Origin of the sequence: Kitasatospora sp. NPDC048545, from assembly GCF_040651155.1 — a bacterium.
Lineage (GTDB): Bacteria > Actinomycetota > Actinomycetes > Streptomycetales > Streptomycetaceae > Kitasatospora.
In genome coordinates this window covers 29,137-43,604 of the sequence record NZ_JBEZIQ010000039.1, presented here as the reverse complement: position 1 = coordinate 43,604, position 14,468 = coordinate 29,137, and the positions used below count along the sequence as shown (strand labels likewise).

20 protein-coding genes and 1 pseudogene are annotated in these 14,468 nt (G+C 71.2%); 14 read left to right on the top strand and 7 right to left on the bottom strand.

The annotated features are described in order from the left end of the window. Positions 1-229: 229 nt before the first annotated feature. Positions 230-799 (bottom strand): STAS domain-containing protein, encoded by a 570-nt coding sequence (locus AB0D10_RS30800; protein WP_360262230.1) that lies wholly within the window; start codon positions 797-799, stop codon positions 230-232. Between the two features lie 374 nt (positions 800-1,173). On the opposite strand from AB0D10_RS30800, the gene AB0D10_RS30795 reads away from it, so the two are divergent. Further along, positions 1,174-1,542 (top strand): PRC-barrel domain containing protein, encoded by a 369-nt coding sequence (locus AB0D10_RS30795; protein WP_360262229.1) that lies wholly within the window; start codon positions 1,174-1,176, stop codon positions 1,540-1,542. Positions 1,543-2,077: 535 nt separating this feature from the next. Here AB0D10_RS30795 and AB0D10_RS30790 read toward each other — a convergent pair. Together AB0D10_RS30790 and AB0D10_RS30785 are read right to left on the bottom strand one after the other, a co-directional pair. Further along, positions 2,078-2,245 carry a hypothetical protein gene (locus AB0D10_RS30790; protein WP_360262228.1) on the bottom strand — a complete coding sequence of 56 codons (168 nt, stop codon included), beginning with the start codon at positions 2,243-2,245 and terminating at the stop codon, positions 2,078-2,080. Between the two features lie 144 nt (positions 2,246-2,389). Then, complete coding sequence (locus AB0D10_RS30785) at positions 2,390-2,557, bottom strand: hydrophobic protein (protein WP_360262227.1); 168 nt, start codon at positions 2,555-2,557, stop codon at positions 2,390-2,392. A 239-nt stretch (positions 2,558-2,796) separates the two neighbouring features. Here AB0D10_RS30785 and AB0D10_RS30780 point away from each other — a divergent pair, with 239 nt between their 5' ends. Both AB0D10_RS30780 and AB0D10_RS30775 read left to right on the top strand, forming a co-directional pair. Beyond that, entirely contained in the window at positions 2,797-3,228 is a 432-nt protein-coding gene (locus AB0D10_RS30780) for a thioredoxin domain-containing protein (protein WP_360262226.1), read from the top strand. A gap of 135 nt (positions 3,229-3,363) precedes the next feature. Next, positions 3,364-3,735, top strand: a complete 372-nt coding sequence (locus AB0D10_RS30775; protein ID WP_360262225.1) for a low affinity iron permease family protein — start codon at positions 3,364-3,366, stop codon at positions 3,733-3,735. 143 nt (positions 3,736-3,878) lie between these two features. On the opposite strand, the gene AB0D10_RS30770 is transcribed toward AB0D10_RS30775, so the two are convergent. The 4 genes from AB0D10_RS30770 to AB0D10_RS30755 all read right to left on the bottom strand — a co-directional run bounded on the left by AB0D10_RS30770 (position 3,879) and on the right by AB0D10_RS30755 (position 6,792). Continuing rightward, positions 3,879-4,376, bottom strand: a complete 498-nt coding sequence (locus AB0D10_RS30770; RefSeq protein ID WP_360262224.1) for an SRPBCC family protein — start codon at positions 4,374-4,376, stop codon at positions 3,879-3,881. 195 nt (positions 4,377-4,571) lie between these two features. After that, entirely contained in the window at positions 4,572-4,745 is a 174-nt protein-coding gene (locus tag AB0D10_RS30765) for a CsbD family protein (RefSeq protein WP_360262223.1), read from the bottom strand. 175 nt (positions 4,746-4,920) lie between these two features. Beyond that, a complete protein-coding gene (locus AB0D10_RS30760) occupies positions 4,921-5,955 on the bottom strand; it encodes an SRPBCC family protein (protein WP_360262222.1) in 1,035 nt (344 codons plus the stop codon). A 3-nt stretch (positions 5,956-5,958) separates the two neighbouring features. Further along, positions 5,959-6,792 (bottom strand): histone protein, encoded by an 834-nt coding sequence (locus AB0D10_RS30755; RefSeq protein WP_360262221.1) that lies wholly within the window; start codon positions 6,790-6,792, stop codon positions 5,959-5,961. A 458-nt stretch (positions 6,793-7,250) separates the two neighbouring features. Between AB0D10_RS30755 and AB0D10_RS30750 the strand changes: the two genes are divergently transcribed. The 11 genes and pseudogenes from AB0D10_RS30750 to AB0D10_RS30700 all read left to right on the top strand — a co-directional run bounded on the left by AB0D10_RS30750 (position 7,251) and on the right by AB0D10_RS30700 (position 14,421). Next, positions 7,251-7,634: a gas vesicle protein gene (locus AB0D10_RS30750; protein WP_360262220.1), complete on the top strand. Its 384-nt coding sequence runs from the start codon at positions 7,251-7,253 to the stop codon at positions 7,632-7,634. A gap of 65 nt (positions 7,635-7,699) precedes the next feature. Beyond that, the gene (locus AB0D10_RS30745; RefSeq protein ID WP_360262219.1) at positions 7,700-8,140 is read left to right on the top strand and encodes a gas vesicle structural protein GvpA; all 441 of its coding nucleotides are present in this window, start codon (positions 7,700-7,702) and stop codon (positions 8,138-8,140) included. 1 nt (position 8,141) lies between these two features. Further along, positions 8,142-8,855, top strand: coding sequence for a GvpL/GvpF family gas vesicle protein (locus tag AB0D10_RS30740; protein WP_360262218.1), 714 nt, complete (start codon positions 8,142-8,144; stop codon positions 8,853-8,855). Positions 8,856-8,876: 21 nt separating this feature from the next. Beyond that, complete coding sequence (locus tag AB0D10_RS30735) at positions 8,877-9,128, top strand: gas vesicle protein GvpG (RefSeq protein WP_360262217.1); 252 nt, start codon at positions 8,877-8,879, stop codon at positions 9,126-9,128. 41 nt (positions 9,129-9,169) lie between these two features. Continuing rightward, the gene (locus tag AB0D10_RS30730; protein WP_360262216.1) at positions 9,170-9,613 is read left to right on the top strand and encodes a gas vesicle protein; all 444 of its coding nucleotides are present in this window, start codon (positions 9,170-9,172) and stop codon (positions 9,611-9,613) included. Next, positions 9,610-10,419 (top strand): GvpL/GvpF family gas vesicle protein, encoded by an 810-nt coding sequence (locus tag AB0D10_RS30725; RefSeq protein ID WP_360262215.1) that lies wholly within the window; start codon positions 9,610-9,612, stop codon positions 10,417-10,419. The genes AB0D10_RS30730 and AB0D10_RS30725 overlap by 4 nt, the downstream gene beginning before the upstream one ends. Further along, complete coding sequence (locus tag AB0D10_RS30720) at positions 10,419-10,664, top strand: gas vesicle protein (RefSeq protein WP_360262266.1); 246 nt, start codon at positions 10,419-10,421, stop codon at positions 10,662-10,664. The genes AB0D10_RS30725 and AB0D10_RS30720 overlap by 1 nt, the downstream gene beginning before the upstream one ends. Next, positions 10,661-11,068, top strand: coding sequence for a gas vesicle protein K (locus AB0D10_RS30715; RefSeq protein WP_360262214.1), 408 nt, complete (start codon positions 10,661-10,663; stop codon positions 11,066-11,068). The genes AB0D10_RS30720 and AB0D10_RS30715 overlap by 4 nt, the downstream gene beginning before the upstream one ends. 140 nt (positions 11,069-11,208) lie before the next feature. Continuing rightward, entirely contained in the window at positions 11,209-12,096 is an 888-nt protein-coding gene (locus AB0D10_RS30710; RefSeq protein ID WP_360262213.1) for a Rieske (2Fe-2S) protein, read from the top strand. Positions 12,097-12,327: 231 nt separating this feature from the next. Further along, positions 12,328-13,332 (top strand): annotated as a pseudogene (locus AB0D10_RS30705) (PHP domain-containing protein). Between the two features lie 78 nt (positions 13,333-13,410). Continuing rightward, positions 13,411-14,421, top strand: coding sequence for an SDR family NAD(P)-dependent oxidoreductase (locus AB0D10_RS30700; protein ID WP_360262212.1), 1,011 nt, complete (start codon positions 13,411-13,413; stop codon positions 14,419-14,421). Positions 14,422-14,468: the final 47 nt, after the last annotated feature.

Sequence of the window (14,468 nt, the reverse complement as noted above, 5' to 3'; positions counted from 1 at the left end):
CAGGTCGATGGTGAGGGCCCACCGTCGTCCACCGGCTCGCGGCCTCGGCCTTGAGGCCCGCGAGTGGTGGGTGTGGAGGTCGCGGAAAACGCGGGGATGTCGTCGGCTGGCAGGGCGCTGTGTTGCCGATTACCTACCTCAGCGACTGCGTCAGGGTGGCGGTCTCCGGCGGGCTGGTCGGCCATTTCCTGCGCGACGCCGCCGTCCTGCGCGCGCGGCTGCCTGGCACTCAGCAGCATCGGCGCCCGGCACCAGCGCAGCCGGACCAGGGCCCGCCTGGACATGGACCCCGGACTGTGCTCCCACCGGCTGTCGTCCGCAGCCCTGCTGCACGGTCCAGTGGCGACCCACCGGTTCGGCCCGTGCGGTGAGCCGGATCGGCCTGCACGCGCCCGGACCGCGTCCGTGGCCGTCGGCGCCGGTCAGGCGCGTCCGTCCGCGAAGTCGGCTTCGGCGTCGGACGGCAAGGGCCGGGCGGGCAGGATGTCGAAGACGGCGGCGGTGTCGGTGATGTCCAGAAGCCGGGTGACCTGGCGGGAGGGGCGGCGAGGTGGAAGCCGATTCCCGCCGCGATCGCGAACTGGCGGGCGTGCAGGAGTTCGTTGAGGCCGGAGGAGGAGCAGAAACCCAGGGCGGAGCAGTCGACCACGAGCGTGCCGGGCACGGGAGGGTCGGACAGGGCGTTGCTCAGGGCGTGGGCGAGGGCCGGTGCGGTGTCCAGGTCGGCGTGACCGGTCAGCGCGAGGACGCGGGTGCCGGCGGGTGCCGGGCACCGGTGGGCGCTCAGGGGTGTGTGCATGCCCGAAGTCCTTCCAGCCGGGGTGGTGCTCGGGGCGGTGTCCATCCGACCATCGCTCCTTCGATTGTCCTCCCGCAGCCCTTGGAGCGAACCGGTCACGTCCCGGCATCCCGAAAGCGAACCTCAACTCCGGTGACGGTGCGGGAATCCGCGGTGACGCGTTGCATGCGAGCCCGCCGACATGGCGCTCCCCGTCCGGCCCGCGACCTGTTCCCCGGTGAGGGCCGGGTGGTGCCGGTAGAGACGGTCTGTAGCGCGGAACACGCCCGGAACGGTCGATGCGGCTGATGCGGCATGGAAGGCGGGCGTGCGGGCACACGATGACTCCCAGGCCGGCCGAACCGGGTCGGTCCCGAGCGAAAGGGCGGCTGCGCATGGGCGACCGCGTGGACATCTGGCAGTTCCGCACCGACTCCGGTCACACCGCCGACACCGACCTCGTCGGGTTTCACGTCGAGGCCACCGACGGGCCGATCGGCAAGATCCACAAGCTGTCCGAGGACGCCGGCACGCAGTTCCTGGTCGTCGACACCGGGCCGTGGATCTTCGGCAAGCTCGTCCTGCTGCCCGCAGTGACGGTGTCCCGGATCGAACCCGACGAACGCAAGGTCCACCTCGACCGGACGAAGGAGGAGATCAAGAACGGCCCCGACTACGACGAGCACACCCACGAGGCCGACACCGGCTACCGGGACCGCTACGCCCTCTACTACGACCCCTACTACGGGATGCCCCTCAAGTGACGCCCGCCGGGCAACGCCGGTGGCGGGATCGTGCCGAGTGCGGCGTCAATGCCCCGGGCTGTCCGGGGTTGATGCTGTTCAACCCGACCCGTGCTTCCGTGTCGGCGGCGCGGCTCGGGGTGAGCGGACCGACGTGGTCGGCGCGGCGGACCGGCACGCCGCCCCTGGTCGGCTTGCGCCCGGCGCGCAGAAGACCTGGTGGAGCGGGCGGCTGAGGGCGGGTGTTCCGATCACGGCGTGCTGTCCGGGACGCCAGCCCGTGCTGTGACCATCGCTCGTCCCTGCGTGAGCAACTGTTCCCGGTGTCCCGCACACGATCCTCACGGGGGCTGGTCGGCTGGTTGCCTGCTCCCAGTGGAAGCGCCTGGTCCCGTGGGGTAGCTCTTGATGGGTCGTCAGGATGCGCAGCACGCTCGGCCGTTGGCTGCGAGCCGGCCGGGATGCCGGATGAGGGCCGACGACGGGCGGCTCCGGACGCTCGGTGGTGTGGGTTCCCGTGTCGGCGGCACGAGGGGCGGATTGTCCCCGAGTGGGTTCAGCGCACGGGGCGGTGACCCGTGCGCCGTACCCTTGCGGCCCCGAGGATCAGCGCGACGACGAATACTGCCACGCCGATGACGAGGAGGTAGAGCAGGCCGTGGACGACGGCTCCGATGAGGCCGAGGACGATCGCCGCGAGAACGAGCAGCAGCACCCAGGTCATCACGTGTTCCTCCTGTCGGTGTGCCCCCGGGCCGGCCGGTGTTCGCCGTCGTTCCCGGGCGGGTGAGAGCGGGCCGTCCGGCTCGTGTCCGGGCGGATCCCATGGGTGCCCGGGCTACAGGGATCGCGTTGGACGAGCGGTCGGCTACCAGCGGTACCAGCGGGCGCGGCTGGATCCCGAGGATCCGCGGGCCACGAACCCGAGCAGCCACAGCACCAGTACGGCGATCGCCACCCACCACAGGAGGTGAAGGGCGAAGCCTGCCCCGAACAGCAGCAGGATGACCAGTAGGACGAACAACAGCGCGATCATGGTCGATCACCTTCCTCGGCCCTCGTCTGCCCGGCGCGCCCCGCTTTATGCGTGCACATTCGGGCCAGGCTCGCCAGGGTGCGGCGACTGGGGCTCCTCCGGAGGTCGAGCGGACAAGGGGTGGTCGTGGTGCCGGCATCCGACGCCGTCAGGCGCTGCGCCATGCGGTGGCGTACAGGGGCTGACAGGCTTGTGCGAGGCCGGCCTGCGCCGACCCGTCCGGCGCCAGGGGAACCCGCATGGTCAAGGCGATCCAGAGCCTTGCCGGGTTCGATGCGCAGCTGGCCTCGGGGGCCTATCTCGTTGTCCGTTTCACTGCCGCCCGGAATGGGGCTTCCGGTGAGACGGAGCGGTTCTTCGCACGGTGCAGCAGGGGGATTCCGTCGATCGACTTCGTGGTCGTCGACATCGACGAGATCCCTGAGATCGGCGACAGGTATGGGGTTCAGGCCATGCCGACTTTCGCCGTATTCAAGGGCGAGAGCAATCGGGATGCGGTCATCGGGCCGAACCGGGCTGCTCTGCGAGCCAGCTCCGAATCCTTCGACAGGTCGCCGGGGATGACGGTGTGGCGCATGACCGGGGGTACCCGCTGGACTGACCTCAGGTCGGTGCGCGCGTGGCGAAGGAGCGCCGCGCAGTGTGCCCGCCGGCCAGCGGCATGTGCGTAGCCGAGCCGTCGCCGCCGCGGTCGATCGCCTTGTGTGTCGACGCGCCCCGGATGATGCGTGCCGACCGGGGTCGGGTTCGCCAGGGTGGCTACCGGTGGCCGCGCCCGGTGGCCGGGACGAAGGAGGGTGGTCGACATGGTGTTCCAGTATTCGGCGAGCAAGGGCGGAGAGGACGGGCGAGGCCGGTTCGAGGAGTTCGCGGAGCTGGCGTCCAACTTCACCAGCTCCCCGCTGTTCGCGCTGTTGTGCTTCCTGTTGGTGGGGATGTTCGTCGTCGTGAACGCGGTCGGGCTGTCGACCGAGTGGCGGCTGGTGACGGGGGACGCGATGAGCGCGGTGACACTGCTGTTGCTCGCGATGCTGAAGAACTCCGAGCGGCGGGCCGAACACGCCATCCAGCGCAAGCTCGACGCGATCGCCCGGGCGATGCTGGAGCAGCAGGAGGGCAGACGAGGGCAGGCCCATGAGGACCTGAAGGCCGCTATCGGGATGGAGGAACGGCTGTAGTGCCCGGCACGGGCCTCGACCCGGGCATGCGGTCACGGAGGTTCGGACCAGTGCTGATCACTACGGGCGGGCCGGGCGGACCGGCACCTCGACCTACCGGCGTGTCTCGACCGGCCCGTCGGGCCCGCGCCGGTGACGACAGCTCACGGCGAACCGTCGGTTGCCGGTCGCATGTACGACGTGTCGGCGGGCCCCTCGGGTACGCGGGGCAGGGACTGCTCGACACCATCGACCAGTTGGGAGAGCGCCCGGCGGTGGAGCAGGTGCAGGAGCAGAGCGACGGGCGGACCGTGGAGACCTGCGCACCGGCCGTGCAGTGGGTGTTCGTCCATCACGACGAGCGTGCCGGCGCCCCAGGCGACGAGCTCGACGGTGATGCGGGCACTGCCCAGTCGGCCTGCGAACGTCTCCAGCTCCAGGCGGCTCCGCGGCTCGTTGATCCGTACGACGGTCTGGCCGTGGAAGCGCAACGGACCGATGGTCGCGGTGTATTCGAGACCTGACCCGATCTGAGGCCATCGGCCCGTGCTCGACCGGATCCGTGCGGTCCGCGGGACCCATTGTTCGCACTGCGAAGGATCGGCCAGTACCCGCCACACCGTCTCGGGGGGACGTTCCACCAGGACATGCCGGACGGACATGGCTACCTCCTGCGAGCTGAACCGGCACGACCCCGTGCAACCGTGGCGCCTGCCCCGCACGACGAGGTCGACAGTCGACGGGGCGGGGTCGTAGCGTTCGGCGAGGGCTGTATCGACGGGCCGGTGGACAGCGTCCCGCCGTGCGGTAGCCCGGCAGCGACCGGTTGCCGCCGCCGGGTCGGGCTGCGTGAGCGGCTAGTGCTTCAGCGCGTCCTTCACTTTCTGGCCGGCCTGCGCCATGTCGCCCTTCGCCTGCTCCGCCTTGCCCTTCACGACGAGGCTCTCGTTGCCGACGGCCTTGCCTGTCGTCTCCTTGACCTTGCCCTTGACGGTGTCGGTCGTGTGCTTGATCTTCTTTCCCGCACTCATGCCGTCCTCCTGTGCTTGGCTGCCCCCTCGGCGGCGCGTCTTCCCGGTTCTACGGAAAGTAGGCTGAGTGCGGAGAGAATCCTGCTCGTGGATTCCCCCCGATCTTCGGGCCACCTCGCTCCCGGCAGTCGCAGGGAGCGGGCCGGTGCTGATCGTCGGCCCCGACCGGTCCTGGTCAGCGGGCTTCGTCGCTGTATTCCTCGTCCTCCTCCAGCGGCTCCTCGTCCTCCTCGCCCTCCTCGTACTCGTCACCCTCCGCCGGCTCCTCCTCGCCTTCCTCGTACTCGTCGTAGGGTTCTTCCTCCTCGCCGTACTCGTCCTCTGCCGGTTCCTCCTCCTCGTCGTACTGCTCGTCCTCGTACTCGTCCTCCTCGGGCTGGTCGCCCTGGGCGGCTTCGTCTTCCATGGCTTCGTCGTGAGTGCGGACGACCTCGCCGTCGCGGATCTCACCGCGCCAGCCCTCCGCTTCGTCGTTCGTCAGGGAGACGTGCCGCTGGAAGTTCTTGAAGTCCAGGCGCAGGCGCCGTCCTTGGGCCCGCCAGATGTTGCCGGTCTTCTCGAAGAAGCCGTTGGGGTAGTACTCGACGACGAGGACGATGCGGGTCAGGTTCGGGGTGAGCTCGTGGAAGCTGACGGCCCCGCGGGTGCTGCCCTTGGCTCCTTCGGAGGTCCACACGATGCGCTCGTCGGGAATCTGTTCCTGGACCGTCGCCTTGAAGCTTCGCTTCGACGGCCCGACCTTGACCTTCCAGTCCGTGGTGACCTCATCGCCCTGTGAGACGCTCTGCACGCCCTTGGCGAATCCGCTGAAGTCCTCGTACTGCGTCCAGTGGTCGTAGGCGGTCCGCACGGGCACGCCGACATCCAGCGTCTCCACGATGTTCATCGTCTTCTTGCCGGCCTTGCGGCCGGGTTTTCCGCCTCCGCCGAAGGTCTCCTTGGCCTTCTCGACGACGTTGTCCTTGATGCTCTTGGCCTTTTCGGAGAGGAAGGCCTTGAGTGGGGAGTCGCCCTGCAGGACACGGGCCCCGACCTTGGGCAGGACCCCGCCGTTCTCGGCGACGTCTCCGAGGGTGTCGGTGAGTTCGGAGACCTTGTCGCCGGCTTTCTCCACCAGGTGCTCCAGCTGGGCGCCGAGGAAGTTGACGGCTTCCTCCCGCAGTCGGTCGACACCCGGCATGTCCGCGGACTTGTTTCCCGTGATGGCCATGGCTCACCTCCGTCGGGTCCGCGTCGACGGTTTGGCGGCGGTGCTCTTGCTCGCGGTGGTCTTCTTCGCGGCGGTCTTCTTCGCTGCGGTCTTCCTCGCGGGAGCCGCCGCCTTCTTGCTCGCGGTGGTCTTCTTCGCGGCGGTCTTCGACGTCGTGGACCGGGTCGACGACTTCTTGGCGGGTGCGGTGCTCTTGGACGCGGTCTTCTTAGCCGTCGGTGCGGTCTTCTTCGCCGGAGGTGCCGTCTTCCTGGCGGGTTTGCGGGCTGCGGTCTTGGCCGCGGTCTTTCTCGGTGCAGCACGGGAGGGCCGCGGCCGGTCATCGGCGGAGCCCGCGGTGCGGCGGCGTCGCGCCGGCTTCGCGGGAGGAGCTTCCTCCTCGGGCTCCGGCTCCTCCTCCGCTTCCTCCTCGGGCTCCTCCACCTCGTCGAGCTCCTCCTCGTCCTCTTCCGGCTCTTCCTCCCACTCCTCCTCCCCGGTTTCGTCGTACGGCTCCTCCGCCTCCTGCTCGTCGTCCGGCTTCGGCTTGCCGATGTTGAGGGTGCGCTCCCTCAAGGAGTCGGCCAGTTCGCCGAGGCGTCGGTCGGCGGCCGCGGCCACCGCCTTCTTGCCCGTTTCCAGGAGCTCGCCGCGGACCTGCTCGTTCAGCTCGGCGACCTGCGGAACCTCGCTGAGCCTGCGGATGCCTTCGGTCGCGAGCTCGCGCGGGTCGAGGCCGAACCGGCGCCCTGCGAGGTAGGTGGCGACGGCGAACGCGAGACGACCCTTCTTGGCGCGTCCGAGCACGTAGCCGCCGGCGACAGCCGCCGCCAAGGCGATCTTGGTGGTGTCCTTCATGGGGCATCCCCTTCCGGCGATCGCCCCTTCTCGAGTGATCGGCACCAGCGAAGGGGCCGTTCTATGTCGTTGCCGAGCGCGAAACACGCCGATCGTGCGGCTGGTGCGGTGTGTCGGCGTGCAGTGTGCCGGTCCGTCGCTGCGGCATCGGTCGCGGCAGTCCGCGCCGGAACACGCACTCCGAACTCCAGCGAGTGTGCGTGCTCCAGCCGGGCTCCGCAGATGGGGCCCAGCGTTTCCAGTCTGGCATGCCGCACTGTGCGCGCACCTGGAATCGATGCCTTGCAGGCGCACGGCCGCGCGCTCTGCGCCCGCACGCAGACAGCCCGTTACGAGCCCGGTCCCGCGGTGCCGCGGCCGCTCAAGGGGCACAAAATCGAACGATATTATTGCCGCATATCGGGCATGCGTGATGGGTGAGCGTTCGCAGAAGTCCTTCCCCGACCGGGAGAAGAGGCATGACCGCAGGCAACGAGCACGACGCGGGACCGAAGAAGGTCAGCGCGCGCCCGACCCGGTCGCAGGCCGGCGCCGTACGCCGCACGAAGAGCCAGTCGGAGTCACCGTCCCGGCGCAAGCGGCACGTATCCGCGCCGGACGCTATGCGTAACGCCGCCCGACAACTGCAGGAACTCCTCGGACGTGTTCCGGAGTCGGTATCGGCCCTGAAGCCCGTCGAGGGGGGCTGGCAAGCCGACGTGGAGGTGGTGGAGCTGGAACGCGTTCCCGAGACCACCAGCGTGCTGGCCAGCTACCGGGTGACGCTGGACGAGGACGGCGAACTGCAGTCCTACGAGCGGATCCGTCGCTACACCCGTGGTCAGGTCGATCGCCCGACCTGACCGACCTCGCGACGAAGCAGAAACGCCCGCGTTCATCGCGAGAGCGGGCGGTGAAGGGAGGCACCGTGACTGTGGTGCCGCAAGGCGCAGCCAGTGTTTCCCGCAGTGGGAACACCGGAAATCTCTACGACGTCATCGAGCTGATCCTCGACCGGGGCCTGGTCATCGACGTCTTCGTCCGGGTCTCGTTGGTCGGCATCGAGATCCTCAAGATCGACATCCGTGTCGTAGTCGCCAGTGTCGACACCTACCTGCGCTTCGCCGAGGCGTGCAACCGCCTCGACCTGGAGTCCGGGCGGAAGGCACCGGCCCAGCTCACCGACATCGTGGGTGAGGTCACCGAAGGCGGCGCCCGCGGCAAGAGCAAGGGCGCACTGACCGGCGCCGTCGAGGCGGTCACCGATGCCCTCCACCTCGGAGACGACAAGGAGGAGGACGAAGAGGAGGAGCCCGCACCCAAGCGCACACGGCCCACCCGCCGGCCCACCAGGCGACGGGAGGAATGAGATGACCGTCTACGTCTACTCCATCACCGCAGCCGACCACCCCCTCGACCTGACCGGCCTCGACACGGTCGGTCCCGCCCCCGCCGTACTGCGATCCCTCGACGCCGGTCCGCTGGCGGCCGTCGTCAGCGACGCACCCGCGGAGCTGCGTCCCAAACGACGCGACCTGACGGCCCACCAGGGCGTCCAGGAACGCCTCATGGCCGACGGAACCGTGCTGCCGCTGCGCTTCGGCCTCACCGCACCCGACGACGACGCCGTCCGTGCGGCCCTCGACCAGCACCGCGAGGAGTACCTCCAGCGGCTGGACCAGCTGGAAGGCTGCGCCGAATACCACATCAAGGCCGCCGTCGAGGGGGACGTCCTGCTGCGGCAGATCCTGCAGGATTCGCCCCGGGCCCGACAGCTCAACGACGACATCAAGGCCGGCGGCGGCAGCCCCGAACTGCCGCTCGCCCTCGGGGAACTCGTCGCGCAGGAGATCCTGGCCCGTCACCAGGCCCTGGCCGCAGGCATCACCGAGGCACTGCGCCCCCACACCCGCCAGGAACAGGCGTCCGATCCCGTCGGGAACGACTTCCTGAACATCTCCTTCCTCGTGGACCACGAGCACCGGGAACTGTTCCTCACCGCGGAGAAGGGCCTTGCAGCCGAACTCGGCGCCGACTGCGACGTCCGGCTGTACGGGCCGCTGCCCCCCTACAGCTTCGTCTGAAGGATCTGAAGGAGCCGGGCCATGGGACTGATCACCCAGATCCTCACCCTCCCGCTGGCGCCGGTGCGCGGCACCGTCTGGGTGCTCGAACGCGTCATCGAAACCGCTGAGAACGAGTACTACGACCCGGCGCCCGTCCAACAGGAACTCGCCGCACTGGAGCGAGCGCTCCTCGCCGGAGAGATCGACGAGGAGACCTTCGACCGGCGTGAGGACGAACTCCTCGACCGCCTCGACGAGATCCGGGCCCACACCCGGCGCCACGCGCGCTGACCGCACCGGCAGCCCGATGAGTGAACGGAGGACAGCGCACCGTGAGTGACTCCCTCGCGAACCGTCTGGGCTCGCTGCCCTCCCGATCCGCGCCCTACCAGCCCTCCTCCTCCGCCAATCTCGCCGACATCCTGGAGCGGGTCCTGGACAAGGGCATCGTCATCGCCGGCGACATCCAGATCAACCTCCTCGACATCGAACTGCTCACCATCAAACTGCGCCTCCTCATCGCCTCCGTGGACAAGGCCAAGGAGATGGGCATCGACTGGTGGGAACACGATCCTTCGCTGTCCTCCCGCGCCGACCGCTCCACATCCCACCTGGAGGAGGAGAACCGGCGCCTGCGTGAACAGATCGAGACCCTGCGCGCCGAGGCCGCTCTTCCGCCCGCAAGCGCGCCCGAGGAAAGCGCCGCAGCGCGCCGCCCGGCCCGGCCGGCCAAGCGGCCGACAACTCGCCCACGACCAAGCCCAGGTGACACATGAGTGACACCTCCCTCACCTACGCCTACGCCGTCGCCCGGGACCGCACCCCCGCCCTGGTCGCCGAGGCGGGCGCACTCACCGGCGTCGCCGGCGCACCCGTCCACCTCCTGAGGTCCGACCGCACCACTGCCCCGGTGGCCGTCGTCAGCCCCGTCCCCGCCGAGGACTTCCACGAGGAGGCCCTGCGCCGCCATCTGGAGGACCTCGGCTGGCTCGAAGTACTGGCGCGCGCCCACCACGGCGTCATCGAAGCCCTGACGGCCTGCGCAACCCTCCTCCCGCTGCGGCTGGCCACGGTCTACCTCGACGAGGACCGGGTGCGCGCCATGCTCGACCACAACCAGGAACTGTTCCTGGACGCCCTGGCGCGCCTGGACGGCCACGTGGAGCTGGGCGTCAAGCTCTACATCGAAGCCGCACCCGACACCTCGGCCGCAACGACGGCCCCGCCGGAGCCGGCGCTCAGTCCAGGGCGCGCCTACCTACGCCGTCGCCGCAGCGAGCAGGACGCACGTGACGACGCCCACCGGGCAGCCGAGCAGGCGGCAGAACGGATCGCAGCCGTCGCCCGCTCCCACGCCGTGCAGTGGGCACGGCACCGTGTCCAGGAAGGAGAGCTGGCAACCGGACCCGGGCAGAACGTCACCAACGACGCGTACCTGGTGCCCATCGCCCACGCCCACGCCTTCCGGGAGGAGGTCCTGCGTGCCACGGACGGCTTCAACGGCCTGCGCGTCGAGGTCACCGGCCCATGGGCCCCCTACTCCTTCGCCACCCTTCCCGAGCCCGGCGCGAGCACACCGTGATCACCCCGGACCGCACCCCCGTCGCCCGCGCCGGCACGACCCCGCCACAGCGGCAGGTCGCCCTCGTCGATCTGCTGGATCGACTGCTCAGCGGTGGAGTGGTCGTCACCGGCGACCTCGTCCTGACCGTCGCCGACATCGACCTCGTACGGATCTCGCTGCGCGCCCTGATCACCTCGATCAGCGACCGCAACCCCGCCCCGTGGGCCGAGGCGCGCCCCGCCGGGAGAACGGGACCACCGTGACCGAGGACAGCTTCCCCCACCCGGACCGTCGCAAAGAGGTCGCCGAGGCGGCCGAGCGCGCGCTCCGTGTCCTGCCGGCCACCACGAGCGACGGGGCGCCCGCAGGCCGGAGCCGCCCGCAACAGATGCCCCGAAGGATCACGACCGACCCCGAGACGGTCGAACGGGACCTGATGAAGCTCGTCCTCACCCTCGTCGAGCTGCTGCGACAGCTCATGGAGCGTCAGGCGCTGCACCGCGTCGAAGCCGGCGACCTCACCGAGGAACAGGAGGAGACCCTGGGAGCCACCCTGATGGCCCTGCACGACCGCATGACCGATCTGTGCACCCGCTACGGGCTGACCATGCAGGACCTCAACCTCGACCTGGGGCCGCTGGGACCCCTGTTGCCGCCGGCCCGGTAGCCCGCCCGCAGGACGCGTCCCCAGCTGGCCGTGGTCGGCGGTCCCACCGGGTACGGGGTCGCCGTCGTCCCGTGCCGGCCGTTCGCCGACACACCTCGGCCCGGGGTTTGGCCGACCGGGTTCTGGCTAGCCGCCCCGGTATGGACACCTCACCCCTGCACACCCACCGCTGGTCCCGACAGCTGCGCCGCGCCCTTGAGGCGCCGGAGCACTGGACCTTCCTCGACGCCCCGGCCGGGGCACTCGCGAAAGCCGCCGACGCCCTTCCGCTCGGTCCGTACCGCGACGCCCTGCACGGAGTGTGGCTCGGCCACCCGCTCCACCCGGCCCTCGTCCAACTGCCGATCGGCTGCTGGATGTCCGCCGCCGTACTGGACTGCACACCGGGTGGGCGCCGGCAGGCCGGCACGCTGGTGGCCACCGGCCTGCTGGCGGCGGCGCCGGCCGCTCTGGCCGGCTGGGTGGACTGGGCCCGGCTCGACCCGCCGCGCCGCCGCACCGGCCTGGTACACGCCCTGTGCAACACCACCGGCGTGCTGCTGTACGGCGGGTCGCTGCTGGCTCGCTGCCGGGGACGCCGGGCCCGTGGCCGACTGCTCGGCCTGGCCGGGCTGAGCGCCGTCTCGCTCGGCGGCGTGCTCGGCGGGCACCTGTCCTACCGGCAGGCCGCCGGGCCCGACCGGGCCGCCGCCGTCCCCCGGCTGGCACCACCCGACTGGGTCGGCCTCGGCTCGGTGGAGGACTTCCCGGAGGGAGAGCCCGTCCGCCGGGTGACCGGCGAGCTCGCCGTGGTCGTCGTCCGGGACGGCGACCGCTGCGACGTCCTGGCCGAGCGCTGCGCCCACCTGTCGGGGCCGCTGTCCGAGGGCACCGTCACGGGCGGCTGCCTGCGCTGTCCGTGGCACGGCAGCGAGTTCCGGCTGCGGGACGGCGAGGTGGTGAGCGGTCCGGCCACCGCGCCGCAGCCCGTGCTGGAGAGCAGGGTCGCTTCGGGGCAGCTGGAGGTGCGGCTGCCCGGCGCCGGTTGACCGGTGTCAGCGGGCAACGTTCTGCGCTCGCTGCCCGGGGCGGCTTCCCGCGGGACGGCCTCGACCCGTGTACGGGCCGGCGTCGACCGGGTCCACCGCCACGGCACCGGCACCGCCACGGCACCGGCACCGACCGCCGGCGACGCACCTTGGACCGCCACGGCCGGCTGACCACCGTGATCGACGAACTCGCGGCACTCCACCCTCACGGCACCCTGAGACGACAAGGCCATGGACCCGACCGAAGCGCTGCGGCGGATCGCCTTCCTCCTGGAGTGGAACGGCGCCTCGCCCTACCGGGTCCGGGCGTTCCACACGGCCGCCGACGCGGTCGCGGCCCTGCCGCCCGGACCGGTGGACGCCGTGCACGCCCGTTGACTGCCGGGCGTGGGGCCGGTCACCTCCGAGGTGATCGCCCAGGCCTCCGCCGGTGCGACCCCCGCCTACCTCGCCCGGCTGGAGACCAAGGCGGGGCCGGACGCCGAGACCGGACGCCGGCTGCTCACCGCCGTGCGAGGCGACTGCCACCTGCACTCCGACTGGTCCGACGGCGGCCACCCGATCGGTGCGATGGCCGAGGCCGCGCAGGCCCTCGGCGGGCACGAATGGGCCGTGCTCACCGACCACTCGCCCCGGCTGACGATGGCCCGCGGCCTGAGCCCCGCACGCCTGCGCAGACAGCTCGACGCGGTCGCGGCCCGGAACGCGGCCGGCGGCCCGTTCCGGCTGCTGACCGGCATCGAGTGCGACATCCTCCGGGACGGCTCGCTCGACCAGGAGCCGGAACTCCTCGACCGGCTCGACCTCGTGGTGGCCTCCGTGTACTCCGGGCTGCGCTCCGACGCGGCGACGATGACCGCCCGGATGCTCGCGGCGGTCCGCCACCCGCGCACCGACGTGCTCGGGCACTGCACCGGGCGGATCGTCACCGGGCGCGGCCGGCCGCCATCCGAGTTCGACGCCGAGGCGGTCTTCGCCGCGTGTGTCGAGGCCGGCACGGCGGTGGGGATCAACTGCCGTCCGGAGCGCCGCGATCCCCCCGACGAACTGCTGCGCCTGGCCGCCGGGGCGGGGTGCCTGTTCGCCGTGGACACCGACGCCCACGCCCCCGACCAGCTCCACTGGTTCACCTCCGGCTACGCCCGCGCCGCCCGGCTCGGCCTCGGCCCCGACCGGCTGGTCACCACCTGGCCACGCGAACGCCTGCTGGCCTGGGCCGGACCGGGCGGCTCCTGACCGTCGGGCCGTTTGCCCGGGCCGGCGGCGGACAGACGCCCGGAGGACGGCATCCCCGACCGAGGAGGTCGCGCCCCGATGCATGACAAGCCACCCATCCAGGACACGTCCGTGCACGAGGCTCCGGTGCGCCACGGGGGTCTGAACGGCCGTACGGCGCTGGTCACCGGCTCCTCGCGCGGGCTCGGCCTGCTGATCGCGGGCGAGCTCGCCGACCGAGGCTGCCGGGTGATGATCACTGCCCGGGACGAACTGGCTCTGGAGCGTGGGCTCCGCATGCTGCGCGGCCGTCCCGGCGAGGTCGCCGCGACCGCCTGTGACCTGATGGACCCCGAGGGCCCGGCCCTGCTGCTCGCAGCGGTCCGTGACCGCTTCGGCGCCGATGTGGACCTCCTGGTCAACAACGCCGGTGTGATCCAGGTCGGCCCGGTCGCCGCGATGCAGGAGCAGGACTTCCGCCGGGCACACGAACTGATGACGATGGCACCGCTGCGGCTGGTCCAGGCGCTGCTGCCCTCGATGCGGGCCCGTGGCAGCGGCTCCATCGTCATGATCACCTCGATCGGCGGCCGGGTGCCGGTGCCGCACCTGCTGCCCTACGTCACGGCCAAGTTCGCGCTCACCGGCCTGTCCGAGGGCCTCGGCGCGGAGCTGGCGCAGTACGGCATCCGCGTCACCACGGTGCTGCCGGGACTGATGCGCACCGGCTCGCACACCTCCGCCGAGTTCACCGGGCAGGTCGGGCGCGAGTACGCCTGGTTCGCCACCGCCGCGTCGCTGCCGTTGGTGTCGACAGATGCCGGCCGGGCGGCCCGCAGGATCGTCCGGGCGGTGGAGAGCGGCCGACGCGAACTGGTACTGACTCCGCTCGCCAAGGCGGGCGTCCTCGCCCACGGAATCGCGCCGGCCACCACGGACCGGCTGCTCGGCCTGGCGGCGCGGCTGCTGCCGCCGTCCGGGGCGGCCCCGGAGCACGGCGTGCCCGGCCACCGGGCCGCGGCCCGGCACCCCCGCGGCGGCCCGGTCCACCGGCTCACCGTCCTCGGCCGCCGTGCGGGCCGCAACCACAACGAACCCACGGCGTCCTGAACGACACCGCGGACGGGGCCGCCCCCACGACCTCCGTCCGGCCGAAG